This window comes from Catellatospora coxensis, from assembly GCF_016862635.1.
GTDB classification, from domain to species: domain Bacteria; phylum Actinomycetota; class Actinomycetes; order Mycobacteriales; family Micromonosporaceae; genus Catellatospora; species Catellatospora coxensis.
Map to the genome: position 1 here is coordinate 17,293 of NZ_BONI01000057.1, position 12,364 is coordinate 29,656.

Annotated in this window: 11 protein-coding genes; 4 read left to right on the forward strand and 7 right to left on the reverse strand. The window is 71.4% G+C overall.

Annotated features, from left to right (window positions below; genetic code table 11):
* Positions 1 to 26 precede the first annotated feature (26 nt).
* The 3 genes from Cco03nite_RS28535 (at position 27) to Cco03nite_RS28545 (ending at position 3,698) form a co-directional block, all read left to right on the forward strand.
* Positions 27 to 461, forward strand: coding sequence for a hypothetical protein (locus Cco03nite_RS28535; protein WP_203695554.1), 435 nt, complete (start codon positions 27 to 29; stop codon positions 459 to 461).
* 41 nt (positions 462 to 502) lie between these two features.
* Entirely contained in the window at positions 503 to 1,726 is a 1,224-nt protein-coding gene (locus tag Cco03nite_RS28540) for an FAD-dependent monooxygenase (protein WP_203695556.1), read from the forward strand.
* 64 nt (positions 1,727 to 1,790) lie between these two features.
* Positions 1,791 to 3,698: a Xaa-Pro dipeptidyl-peptidase gene (locus Cco03nite_RS28545; RefSeq protein ID WP_203695557.1), complete on the forward strand. Its 1,908-nt coding sequence runs from the start codon at positions 1,791 to 1,793 to the stop codon at positions 3,696 to 3,698.
* 52 nt (positions 3,699 to 3,750) lie between these two features.
* On the opposite strand, the gene Cco03nite_RS28550 is transcribed toward Cco03nite_RS28545, so the two are convergent.
* The 4 genes from Cco03nite_RS28550 to Cco03nite_RS28565 all read right to left on the reverse strand — a co-directional run bounded on the left by Cco03nite_RS28550 (position 3,751) and on the right by Cco03nite_RS28565 (position 7,744).
* On the reverse strand, positions 3,751 to 4,143 hold the full coding sequence (locus tag Cco03nite_RS28550; RefSeq protein ID WP_203695559.1) for a hypothetical protein: 393 nt from the start codon (positions 4,141 to 4,143) through the stop codon (positions 3,751 to 3,753).
* A 60-nt stretch (positions 4,144 to 4,203) separates the two neighbouring features.
* The gene (locus Cco03nite_RS28555; RefSeq protein ID WP_203695561.1) at positions 4,204 to 4,629 is read right to left on the reverse strand and encodes a DUF6228 family protein; all 426 of its coding nucleotides are present in this window, start codon (positions 4,627 to 4,629) and stop codon (positions 4,204 to 4,206) included.
* A 51-nt stretch (positions 4,630 to 4,680) separates the two neighbouring features.
* Complete coding sequence (locus tag Cco03nite_RS28560) at positions 4,681 to 6,249, reverse strand: M4 family metallopeptidase (RefSeq protein WP_203695563.1); 1,569 nt, start codon at positions 6,247 to 6,249, stop codon at positions 4,681 to 4,683.
* A 115-nt stretch (positions 6,250 to 6,364) separates the two neighbouring features.
* Positions 6,365 to 7,744 carry a hypothetical protein gene (locus Cco03nite_RS28565; protein ID WP_203695565.1) on the reverse strand — a complete coding sequence of 460 codons (1,380 nt, stop codon included), beginning with the start codon at positions 7,742 to 7,744 and terminating at the stop codon, positions 6,365 to 6,367.
* 192 nt (positions 7,745 to 7,936) lie between these two features.
* On the opposite strand from Cco03nite_RS28565, the gene Cco03nite_RS28570 reads away from it, so the two are divergent.
* Positions 7,937 to 8,869: a phosphatase PAP2 family protein gene (locus Cco03nite_RS28570; RefSeq protein WP_239167739.1), complete on the forward strand. Its 933-nt coding sequence runs from the start codon at positions 7,937 to 7,939 to the stop codon at positions 8,867 to 8,869.
* On the opposite strand, the gene Cco03nite_RS28575 is transcribed toward Cco03nite_RS28570, so the two are convergent.
* The 3 genes from Cco03nite_RS28575 to Cco03nite_RS28585 are packed head-to-tail and all read right to left on the reverse strand — an operon-like array spanning position 8,838 to position 12,096.
* A complete protein-coding gene (locus Cco03nite_RS28575; RefSeq protein ID WP_203695568.1) occupies positions 8,838 to 9,287 on the reverse strand; it encodes a response regulator in 450 nt (149 codons plus the stop codon). The genes Cco03nite_RS28570 and Cco03nite_RS28575 overlap by 32 nt on opposite strands.
* On the reverse strand, positions 9,284 to 10,903 hold the full coding sequence (locus Cco03nite_RS28580) for a sensor histidine kinase (RefSeq protein ID WP_239167734.1): 1,620 nt from the start codon (positions 10,901 to 10,903) through the stop codon (positions 9,284 to 9,286). Before Cco03nite_RS28580 ends, Cco03nite_RS28575 begins: the two co-directional genes overlap by 4 nt.
* The gene (locus Cco03nite_RS28585; RefSeq protein ID WP_203695570.1) at positions 10,900 to 12,096 is read right to left on the reverse strand and encodes a PP2C family protein-serine/threonine phosphatase; all 1,197 of its coding nucleotides are present in this window, start codon (positions 12,094 to 12,096) and stop codon (positions 10,900 to 10,902) included. Before Cco03nite_RS28585 ends, Cco03nite_RS28580 begins: the two co-directional genes overlap by 4 nt.
* Between the last annotated feature and the right edge of the window lie 268 nt (positions 12,097 to 12,364).

A 12,364-nucleotide genomic window follows, 5' to 3' on the forward strand; every position in this document is an offset into this window, starting at 1 on the left:
GTCGCGCCGAGCGGCAGGATGACCGCATGACCTTTCACATCTCGGTGCACCGCATCGCCGACCGCGAGCGCTTGAAGGAGCCGGCGCCAACGGATATCGGGGCGCTGCGCGCGTGGATGGCCGACCGCGCGGACCTGACGGTCTTCGACGAGTTCCTGGGCGCGAACTGGGCGATCGGCGACCACTGGTCCGATCATGCCGAGCGTCTCGGGCTGCCGATCCTGGCGTCGCTGTACGAGGTCGGGTGCACCCACGGGGTGCAGATCGAGGGGGCGGGCCTGGACACGCTGGAGCGCGAACTCGACCAGCTCGTCGCGGAGTGGCGACGCCTCGCTCCGCCTCCGGACGAGGACGGCGGGCAGGAGCCGCAGCCGCTGACCCAGCTGTTGGAACGCGCCGATCACATGCGTACGGCGATCCGGATCGCCAGGCAGGTCGACGGCTTCATCGACATCGGCTGAGCCGACCGTTCCCGGCCCACCCGGCCCTCGTTGCGCAGGATGTGGGCACAGCGTGGACGGCCGGTCGCCGGGTCCTGATCTCGGGCGCGAGCATCGCGGGTCCCTCCCTCGCCCATTGGCTGCACGAATACGGCATGACGGCGGTGGTGGTCGAGCGCCACGAGGGCATACGCCCCGGTGGCCAGACCGTCGATCTGCGCGGGGCGGGCCGCGCCGTCGCCCAGCGGATGGGCATCGAGGACGCGGCCCGGGCCGCCTGCACCGGGGAGGACGGGGTCGCCTTCGTCGATGCGCGCAACCGCGTCCGGGCCGCGTTCGCCGCCGACGTGTTCGGCGGGGAGGGCTTCGTAGCCGAGCTGGAGATCCTGCGCGGCGAGCTGGCCCGGCTGCTGCACGAGCGCACCCGCGAGCACACCGAGTACGTCTTCGGCGACCACGTCACCTCCCTCGACGACCGCGACGACGAGGTCCGGGTCTCCTTCGCGCACCGTCCCGATCAGTCCTTCGACCTGGTCATCGCGGCTGACGGCATCGGCTCCACGACGCGCGGGCTGGTGTTCGGCGATGAGGTGCGGGTGACCCCGCTCGGGCTCTACACGGCCTACCTCACCATCTCACGCGCCGGGTGGGACGGCTCGTGGGCGCGCTGGCACAACGCACCTGGCGGTCGGGTCGTCGCGCTGCGCCCCGACAACCTCGGCACGACGCGCGCACTGATGTCGTTCCTGTGCCCGCCGCGCGGCTTCGAGCGGCTCCCGGTCGCCGCGCAGAAGGAGCTGCTGCGCCACGTCTTCGCTGGCGTCGGCTGGGAGGCGCCGCGGGTGCTGGGCGAGCTGGACGCCGCCGAGGAGTTCTACTTCGAACTCGTGGGCCAGGTGCACGCTCCGCGCTGGAGCAGCGGCCGGGTCGCATTGCTGGGTGACGCCGGCTACTGCGCCTCGCCCATCAGCGGCATGGGCACCAGTCTGGCCCTGGTGGGGGCATACGTGCTGGCGGGTGAGCTGGCGACGCACGCTGGGCATCGCGCCGCGTTCCGATCCTACGAGCGGATCATGCGGCCGTATGTCACGCAGGCCCAGCACCTGCCGCCGTTCGTGCCGCACATCGCCCATCCGCGCAGCCGGGCCGGGATCGGTGTGTTCAACGCGCTGCTGGCCACGGCCGCGAAGCCCGCCGTGCAGCGCGTCGCCCGGCACGCGCTGTCCCCGCCGGCCGAAAAGATCGCCCTGCCGGACTACCCCCGATTCCGCGGTTCACCGCGTTGACAAGGCTCGGTGCCGGTCGAGAACGACCATGGACAGTGATACATGGCGATGACACCATGTGTCGATGCGTCGCATACCCCTCCTGTGCGTGCTCGCCATGCTCGGCACCACCGCGCTGGCCGCACCCGCCTCGGCGGCACCTGTCGCCCCGCTCAGCGACCCGGTCTACGACTACACCACCGCCATCCGCGAGACGGTGTACGTCGAGACGACCCTCGACAACGACGGCAACGGCACCCCCGACAAGGTCGTCGCGGACATCATCCGGCCCCGCGAAGCCGCCACCGCCGGGGTGAAGGTGCCGGTCATCATGGACGCCTCGCCCTACTACCAGTGCTGCGGGCGCGGCAACGAGTCCGAGAAGAAGGTGTACGCCGCCGACGGCACCGTGTCGAAGTTCCCGCTGTACTACGACAACTTCTTCGTGCCGCGCGGCTTCGCGTTCATCGCCGCCGACCTGGCCGGCACCAGCCGCTCCACCGGCTGCGAGGACGTCGGCGGCACCGAGGAGGTGCAGGGCGCCAAAGCGGTGATCGACTGGCTCAACGGCCGGGCCGTCGGGCGTACCGCCAGCGGAACCGTGGTCAACGCGACCACCTGGACCACCGGCAAGGTCGGCATGATCGGCAAGTCGTGGGACGGCACCGTCGCCAACGCGGTCGCCGCCACGGGCGTGCAGGGCCTGGAGACCATCGTGCCGATCGGCGCGATCTCCAGCTGGTACGACTACAACCGGGCCAACGGCATGGTCAACCCGAAGGTCAGCTCGGTGCCGAGCCTGCACAACACGGTCAACGGCCGCCCGTCGGGCACCTGCACCGCCGTGTCCAGCGCCCTGAGCAGCGGTGCTGTCAGCAACGGCAACTACAACTCGTTCTGGGCCGCCCGCAACTACGTCACCTCCGCGGCCTCGGTGCACGCCAGCGTCTTCGTCGTACACGGCATGAACGACCTCAACGTGCAGGGCGTGCACTTCGGACAGTGGTGGGACGCCCTCGCCGCCAACAACGTGCCCCGCAAGATCTGGCTGTCCCAGGAGGGCCACGTCGACCCGTTCGACTTCCGCCGCGCGGCCTGGGTGGACACCCTGCACCGCTGGTTCGACTACTGGCTCAAGGGCATCGACAACGGCATCATGAGCGAGCCGATGGCCGACGTGGAACGGGCCGCCGACGTGTGGCAGACCAGCACCGTGTGGCCGCCCGCGGGCACCGCCACGGCCAACTACGTGCTGCAGGGCACCGGCAACCCGGGCGTGCTGGCCTCCTCCGGCGCGGGCTCGGGCAGCCTGTCGCTGACCGACGCGCCGTCGCTCAGCGAAGCCAACGCGGTCAGCTCGCCGACGACCGCCCGGACCGGCCGCAAGGTGTACCAGACGCCGGTGCTGACCTCCGACCTGCGCATCTCCGGCACGCCGACGATCACGCTGCGGGTCCGCTCCAGCAAGGCGACCACCACCCTGACCGCGAAGCTCGTCACGTACGGCACCGCCACGCGGGTCAACTACCGCGCCTCCGGCGAGGGCATCAGCACGCTGACCACCGAATCCTGCTGGGGTTCCTCGTCGAGCACCGACGACGCCTGCTACCGGAACACGGCCAAGGTCGTGTCCAGCGCGGCATACCAGGTGCTGTCCCGGGGCTGGATGGACGGCCAGCACCGTGACTCGCTGACCAGCACCACGGCCATGAACACCAGCACCTACTACACGATCACCTGGAAGCTGCGCCCCATCGACCAGGTCATCCCCGCCGGCCACCGCCTCGGCCTGGTCCTGACCCTCACCGACCCCGAGTTCGTCATGGCCCACTCCACCGGCGCCACCGCCACCATCGACCTGACCGGCACCGTCCTCAAACTCCCCATCGCCCCCGCCGGCGCGTTCACCGCCCAGCCCCTCTCGCCCCAGCCCGCCGCCCCCGTCATCGTCGACGGCGCCTGGAGCCCCACCACCGGCACCCGCTTCCAGTAAGAACAAAGGAAGGGCACCTTCACAACGCTCCGCGTTGTAGAAGGTGCCCTTCCTAACCCGCAGACCGGGCCGTCCAGCGCAGGCCCAGCTCGCCGGTCAGGTCGACCTGGAGGTTGCCGCAGACCACGAAACCGTCGTGCGTGCCGTCCGACACCGACAGGTACACGTACCGGTGCCGATGGCGTTCGGGCACCTCCGGGAAGCCGTCGACCTCGGTGAGATCGCCCGTCGCGGTGACGAGCAGCGGCCGGTAGCGGGCACGCGTGCTCATGGCGATCACGTTCACGAACATGACGTCGACCGACTCGGCGAATTCGGACGCGCCATGACCCGGATCGGTACGGCCGTGGCTGCGCAGCACGAGCGTGCGGTGGGAAGCCGTGTACAGCACCGGCTGGAACGGGCGCTCGAACCGCAGCGGCAGCTCCGCGTTCAGCTTTCGCATGACATCTCTCCTCAGCCGGTGTCTCGTCGTCGTCGCAACGCGTCGTCGGGCTGAGACCGCCTAGAGAACCAGGTGCGATCGCAGATCCTGGGCGAGCCGGTCGAGCTGTTCCCCCGCCTCCACCACCAACACGATCCGCGCCTGCCAGCCCTCGTCACGCTTCGGTCGCAGCGTCACTCCCAGGGTGACGCGGCCTCTGCCGTCGTGGACGGCGTCGAGACGCAGGTCGTCGTCCAGCGAGCGCCAGGTGCGCGGGCCGCTCCAGCCCTGCCAGCCGTCGGCCAGCCCCTGCACGTACGCGACCAGGTCCCACTCTCCGCCGTCCGGCGGCACGGACAGCGCGGCCTCGGTCTCGGCACGCAGCCCGCTGTCGTGGATCTCGACGTGCACCCGCGCCACGTACCCGTCTCCCCACGGATCGACCGGGGCTCGCAGGGTCCATTGCGCGGGGCTCGGCGGAAAGTGCACGTCGATCGGCTCGGACACGGGCACAGGCTAACCGACCCGGCCGCGGCGGCCGAGCGGGCGATCGGGCGGTCAGGGGCCGCCGCAGACCGTGACTCCGGTGACGTTGACCGCCTTCCAGGCCGCCTGCACCGCCTTGTGCTCGATCGAGCAGCTGCCGTAGAGGTCGGCCGCCGCCCCGAGGGTGTACGCCCGCATGTTCGTGTAGGTCGTCGTGGACGTGGCGTACACGTTGAGCGCCCGGTACCAGATCTTCTCGGCCTTGGCCCGGCCGATGCCGACGACGTCGGCGACGTCCCCGCAGAGCGGGCTGTAGCCGTACGCGGTCGCGCCGGTGCCTTCGGCGAGGTTGAAGAAGAAGTGCTTGCCGACGCCGGCCGACACGTGCGGCGGGGCGCCGGGGGTGCCCGGTCCGAAGCAGCTGTGCGACGAGCCGTCCAGCGACGGGTCGAACAGGTTGCCGAACGGCTCGCCGGTGCCGAGGATGTCGGCCTCCTCGCCGATCAGGTAGTCGCCGGGGTCGCCGGGCGCGGCGGCGTAGAACTCCACCATGGCACCCCAGATGTCGCTGCTGGCCTCGTCGATGCCGCCGGACTCGCCGCTGTAGACGAGGCCGACCAGGGCGTCGGTGTACCCGTGGCCGAGTTCGTGGGCGAGGATGTCGATCGAGGTCAGCGGGTGGATGTTGCCGGCGCCGTCGCCGAAGGTGAGCTGCGTGCCGTCGTAGAAGGCGTTGGTGTAGTTGTTGCCGTAGTGCACCCGCGACGTGATGCCCGCCCCGGTCCCGGTGCGCCCGGAGCGGTTGTGCACGTACCTGAAGTAGTCGTAGGTCTTTGCCGAGGCGAAGTGGGCATCGGCGGCGGCGCTGGCCCGGTCGCTGGTGGTGTAGTTGCCCCACAGGTTGTCCGCGTCGACGAAGAGCACGCACGGCCCGGTCATGAGGTTGCGCATGTCGCAGGTCCGGTTGCCGCCGTGCGACGGGTCGATCATCTGGTACGCGGTGCCCGACAGCGTGGTGTCGATGCGCACCGGTCCGGCGTAGATCGCCCGGCCGGTGCCGAGCACGGTCTTGACCTCATCGTCGGCGGCGTAGACGGCGCCGGTCGCGGCGTCGGCGAGCACGTGCAGCCGCGACGGTGTCTGCCCGTCGGGCGCCCAGCCGCGTACCACGGTCTCCCAGGCCAGGCGGCCGCCTTCGGCGGCGTCGACGACGAGCTGCGGCGCGCCGACGGCGGTGACGGTCCCGTCGAAGGCGGCCTTGGCGGTCCGGGCCGCGGCGTCGGCGCTCACCCGCGGGGTGAGTGTCTGCGGCGCGACGGCGGCAAGCCCGTCGGTGCCGGTGGCGCGCCTGGCCCGGTCGAGGTGCACGACGACGTCGCCGCCACGCACGGGCAGCCCGTGCAGGGTGCGCCGCAGGCGCAGGTGTGTGCGCCCGTCGGAGTCGGTGACGGTGCGCGAGACGGTGTACGCCTCGCCGGCCGGTGACGTGCCGTCAGGCCGTGCGCCGAGCGCGGCCAGCGCGGCCGTGGTGGCGTCGGCGGCGCGGACGGGGTCGCCGGCCGCGCCCGCCGGGCTCGTGATCGCCGCGGCCGTGGCGACCGCCAGGGTCGCGGCGAGGGCCGTGGTGAGGGTGCGTCTCATGGAAATTCCTCCCCAGCAGACAGGACAGTGCCGGTGATGCACTGATGCCCTTGTATATCCGAGGTGTTCCGATGAGGACAGATAGATGTAAGACAATTGATTGTACGGACGGCCCCTAGCGCCGCACCCGTTCCCGGATGGCCAGCAGGCCCAGCGCGAGCAGCAGCGGCGCGATCAGTCGCAGCACCAGCTCGATCCAGTCGCCGGCCGGGGTGAGGGCCACGTCTGAGCCCCGGAGCAGCGTGGACGCGGCGCGCAGCGTGTACCGCAGCGAGTCGGCGTACCCGGTGGGGGTCTGGAAGCCCCAGCGGGACAGGGCGGCGCTCGCCGCGGCGACGACCACGCCGAGGGTCACGAAGGCCCGCCAGGCCCGCTGGCCGTAGCCGGACAGCAGCCAGTACAGGCACAGCAGCAGCCACTCGCCGAGGGTGCTGAACGCCGCCCGCCAGTCCCGGGTGATCAGCCCGGCGCGCACTGCCCGGCGCAGGCCGATGCGGCGCATCTCCATCTCGCCGTAGTAGAAGTCGGACGCGGCCCGCTGGTCCTTGCGGTCCTGCATCATGCTGCGCAATGCGTGGTAGTCGGCCTGCACGCTGTCGATCGAGGGAGCCTCGCTGATCGCGTCGCCGGGCAGCGCCCAGCGGGCGTGGCCGCGCACGCGGTGCTCGTCGGCGAGGGTGACGCGGTGGGTGACCCACAGGTCGCGGGGCGAGGTGCGCCAGCTGTGCCAGTCGTCGACGGTCAGCTTGTCCAGGTGGTGCGCGCCCGCGAAGGAGCATTCGGACAGGTCCACGTACGACAACCGGAGCTGGCTCAGGTCGGTGCCGAGCGTGCGCCCGAGCACGGGCCGGTCCTGCATCCGCCAGGCTTCGACGGTCGAGGCGGCGGCGGCGATCGCGGACGGTCCGCCGAGGTCGACTTCGAGCAGGTCGAGGCGGGTCGGGGCGGCGCAGGTGAGGCGTACGCCCCGGTGGAAGCCCGCCCGGTGCAGGTTGGCCCGGTCCACGTCGCCGAGTTCGATCAGCGCCCGGTGCTGGAACGTGGTGCGGCGCAGGTCGAGGTGCGGAGTGCGCAGGCCGCTGACCTCGACCGAGCCGGCGAGCGTGGCGCGGGCCAGCGACACCGTGCCGGCGCAGGTGACGCCGGTGATCTCGACGTCGCGGTCGAGGGTCGCGTCGCGCAGGCGCAGCATGCCCCCGACGGTGAGCCCGGTGATCGCGACGTAGCCCTGCATACCCGCGTCGTCGAGGATCACGTTCCCGCCGACGTCGACGTTCCTGATCCGCAGCGGCCCGCGGAAGGCGGCGCCGACGCACCGCAGGTCTCCGGTGATCGCCAGGTCGGCGAGCTGCACGTCGTCGAGCCGCAGGCCGCTGAGGTCGAGGTCGGCGAGCACCCGGCGGCCGCGCTCGTCGGCCGGGCGGCTTTCGAGGTGGTGCGCCAGGCACCGGTCGTCGACGACGGCTTCGTTCGAGCACTGCACGCAGTTCGCCACGGGCGCGACCCTAGCCCATGACCGCGAACCCGCCGACGGCCGTCTGTCCATTGCGGATGCTCCGCGGCGGCCGTTCAGCGGTTTTCGCCCTAGATCGTGGTTCATCCCTTTTGCCCGCTGTCACATACGCATGGAAAGCAAGTTGCGTCGTTTGCTGCGTCGTTATGCGGGTACTGTCGAACCGTGGCCATCATGTACGACGCGGCCCGCTCCGCCACCCGGCGACACCGCCAGGCACCGCCGGCCGTCGTGCCGCGTCCGCACGACGTGATCGTGCTCGGATACCTGGCCGTGGTGGCGGTGCTGGCCACGGCAGGGCACGACCGGCTCGCGCACTGGTGGGCGTACCTGCTCGCCTACGCGGCGATGGCGGCGGCCGTGCTCGCCCTGATCGCCGCCCACTCGCGCCGGCCGGACGTCCCGGCGCTGGCCGTGCTGCGGACGGTGTACCCGCTGGTCCTCGCGCCGCTGGCGTACACGCTGGTGGGGCCGACCGTGCTGGTCGTGCGCGGCGGCTACCGCGATGCCGGGATGAACGCCTTCGACGCCGCCGTATGGGGCGGCCACCCCTCGCTGTGGCTGGACGGCCTCGTCTCGCGGCCGCTCACCGAGCTGATGTACGCCGCCTACATGAGCTACTACCTGTACATCGTCGTACCACCGCTGCTGCTGATCCTCCGGCAGCGGCCGGCCGCGCTGGAGCGGCTGGTCACCACGGTCGGCGCCGCGGTGTACACCTGCTACCTCGGCTTCCTGATACTGCCGGTGCTGGGACCGCGTCACTCGCCGGCCGTGCAGTTCGATCCGCCCGAGCTGACCGGCTACGTCCTGGCACCGGCACAGCAATGGCTGATGGCGCACGCCGACCCGGTCGGCACCTGCTTCCCGTCGGCGCACGTCGCCGGGGCCTGGGCGGTCGTGCTGGCGGCCCGCCGGATCTGGGGACGGCCCGCGTTCCGCCGCCTGCTGCTGCCGACGGTCCTGCTCACCGTGTCCGTGGTGTACACGCGCTACCACTACGTTGCCGACGTCGCCGCCGGGCTGGTGGTGGCGCTGGCCGCGGACGCCCTGATGAGCAGGACCGGGCGGCGGGTCAGCGGCGGCTGGGCAGGCGCACCACGCTGACGAAGAAGTCGTCGATCTGCTTGACGACCGAGATGAAGCGCTCGAAGTCGACGGGCTTGGCGACGTACGCGTTGGCGTGCAGCTGGTAGCTGCGCAGCACGTCCTCCTCGGCCTGCGAGGTGGTCAGCACCACGACCGGGATCCGGCACAGCTCGGCGTCGTTCTTGATCTCGCGGAGCACCTCGCGGCCGTCGCGGCGCGGCAGGTTGAGGTCCAGCAGGATCAGGTCGGGGGTGTTGGCCTCGGCGAACTCACCCTCTTTGCGCAGGTAGGCCAGCGCCTCCACGCCGTCGCTGACGACGTGCAGGGTGTTGCGCATCTTGTACTCCTCGAACGCCTCGCGCGTCATGAGCACGTCGCCCGGGTCGTCCTCGACGAGCAGCACCTCGATGGGCCGGTCACCCTTGTCGTCGATCATGCGGTCAGCTCCTTGTGCTGGGTCGGCACGGCGGGCAGGGTCGCCGCGCCGGAGTTATCGCTGATCGGCAGCGAGAACGTGATGGCCGCACCGGCGGTCCGGGAGTCGTCCACCCAGATGCGGCCGTCGTGATACTCCACGATCTTTTTGGCGATGGCCAGTCCCATGCCGGTGCCCGGGTAGGCGTCCTTGGCGTGCAGCCGCTGGAAGATGATGAAGATCTTCTCGGCGAACTCGGCCTCGATGCCGATGCCGTTGTCGCTGACGGTGATGTCCCAGGAGTCGTCCGTGTGCACGGCGCTGACCTCGATGCGCACCGGCACGTCGGTCCGGCGGAACTTGAGGGAGTTGCCGACGAGGTTGGCCAGCAGCGTCTCCAGCAGCGCCTCCTCGCCCGCCACGGTCGGCAGGTCGTGCCAGGTGACCGCGTCCGCGCCGTACTTCTCCTCGACGTTGAGCTGCTCGGCGACGTCGCGCATCACGGCGTCGAGCGAGACCTGCTGGAAGCCGCTGGTGTTGCGGCCGATCCGGGAGAAGGCCAGCAGGTCGTTGATGAGCCGCTGCATGCGCTGCGCGCCGTCGACCGCGAACAGGATGTACTGGTCGGCGCGCTCGTCGAGCTGCCCGGCGTAGCGGCGCTGCAGCAGCTGGCAGAAGCTGGCCACCTTGCGCAGCGGCTCCTGCAGGTCGTGCGAGGCGACGTAGGCGAACTGCTCCAGGTCCCGGTTCGAGCGGGTCAGCTCGGACGCCTGCGCCTGCAGCTGCTGGTTGATCTCCTCGACGGCCTGCCTGGCCTCGCGGACCTCGCTCAGGTCGGCAGCGATCTGGCGGCGCATCGCGTCGACGTCGCGGCCCAGCCGCTCCAGCTCGGGCGAACCCGTCGCGACGATCTCCGTGTCGTACGCGCCGCCGGCCACGTGGCGCACCTGCTCGGCGAGGTCCGTCACGGGCACGGTGACCATCCGGTTGATCAGCACCACCAGGGCGGTGCCCATCACCACCACCACCAGGCCCGCCACGACGAGCAGCACGACCAGGCTCTCACTGGTGGACTGGACGTCGGCCACGGCGGCGTTGCGCAGGGTGACGATGTCCTCCTGCAGCCGTGCGACCTGCTCGCGCGCCTGGTCGAACTTCTCCCGCCCGCCGGCCTGGTTGAGCACCTGCTGCCCGGCTCCAGGGCCCTGGTCGCGGGTCGCCGTGATGCCCGGTTCCGCGACCGTGCTGCGCCAGGTGGCGGCCGTGGCACGGGCCCGCTCCAGCTGCGCCCGGGTCTCCGGCTGGTCGGCGAGCAGCGGGATCATCGTCTCGTAGAGGCGCTCCTCGGCCTCCCGCCCGGTCCGGTACGGGCCGAGGTCGGCGGCGTCGCCGCTGAGCGCGTAGCCGCGTACACCGGTCTCCTGGTCGACCAGCGCCATGCCCAGCTGCTCGCCCGACAGGCGCAGCACGCCGGTCTTGTTGAGCACCACGTCGAGCTGGTCCAGGTTTGCCGTGGCCAGCAGCGCGGCGCTGACGGCGAGCATGGCCAGCAGCGCGGCGGTGGTCGTGGCCAGCGCCGTCACCCGGGCGCGCAGCGACCAGGTCCGCGGGTGGGTGAACTGCACGCGCTTGATCACGGGTTCGGTTCCTTACTCAGCAGGACGATCGCGACGTCGTCGGCCAGCGGACCGCCGTTGAGCGTCTCGGCCGACTCGACCAGGCTCGCCGGCAGCCGTTCCATGGTGTCACCGCGGCCGATCCGGGTGGCGCACAGCCCGACCAGGCCCTCGTCACCGAGCCGGTCGGTGCTGTCGCCCAGCCGCCCCTCGACCAGCCCGTCGGTGTAGAGCAGCAGCGACCAGTCGTCGGGCAGCTCGACGTCGGCCCGCTGCCGGGGCGCGTCGCCCACGCCGAGCAGCAGCCCGTACGGCACGTCGACGGGCACGGCCCGGCCGCCCGACAGCAGCAGCGGCGGCGGGTGCCCGGCCAGCCAGCACGACATCCGGGCGGCGGCCAGGTCGATGCGCAGCACGGCCATCGTCGCGAAGGTGCTCGGATGGCTGCGCTCACTGCAGAGCACCTGCTCCATCGCGCTGAGCGTCTGCTCGGGGGCGACTCCGGCCAGGGTCAGCGCCCGCCAGGCGACCCGCAGCTCGACGCCCAGCGCCGCACCGTCGACGTCGTGGCCGCTCACGTCGCCGATCATCACGTGCACCAGCTCCGGGCTGGTCTGCACCACGTCGAAGAAGTCCCCGCCGAGCAGCGCCTCGTACCGGCCCGGCCGGTAGAACGTGTGCACGGCCAGCTGGTCCGTGGTCATCAGCGGCTGGGGCAGCAGGCCGCGTTCCAGCCGGGCCGACTCGGCCTGGCGCAATTCGACCTCACGCAGCCGGCGCGCGTTCTCCTCGGCGTACTTGCGCTCGACGGCGTACTGCACCGAGCGTTCCAGCAGCGCCCCGTCGACCTGGCCCTTGACCAGGTAGTCCTGCGCGCCCTCGGCGACCGCGCTGATGCCGATGTGGGTGTCCTGCTGGCCGGTGAGCACGCAGACCGCGGTGCCGGGCGCGGCGGCGAGCACCCGGCGCAGGCCGTCGATGCCCTGCGCGTCCGGCAGGCCCAGGTCCAGCAGGATGCAGTCGACCTCGCCCATCAGGTCCCGCGCGTCGCGCAGGGTGCGCGCGACGGTGAGCTGGATCGCCGCGTCCTGCTCGCGCAGCAGCTCCTCGACCAGGAACGCGTCGCCCTCGTCGTCCTCGATCAGCAGCACCCGCAACCGGGTCAGCCGGGCCGGTCCCCGCGGCTGGGTCGGCAGGGAGGCAGCGGCGAACATGGATTCCCTCAGGTCTCGGGCGGCAGGTCGGCGATGAATACGGTTTCCCCTATCGCACTGCAGATCATGCCTGCGCCGGGCGGCTCCGCACAACTCAGGGCAGCGGGGCCCGCGCCCCGGCGTCATGCCGTCCCAAGTGGGCGATCATCCTTGCGGCCGCCGGTCGGCGACGACCCGCCGAAAGGGCTTGTGCGGCTTGCGCGGCGGGCCCATCCTCAAGGTGATCGCGGGTGGCGCGCGAACCCCTTGACGGCATGGCTGCATTGCC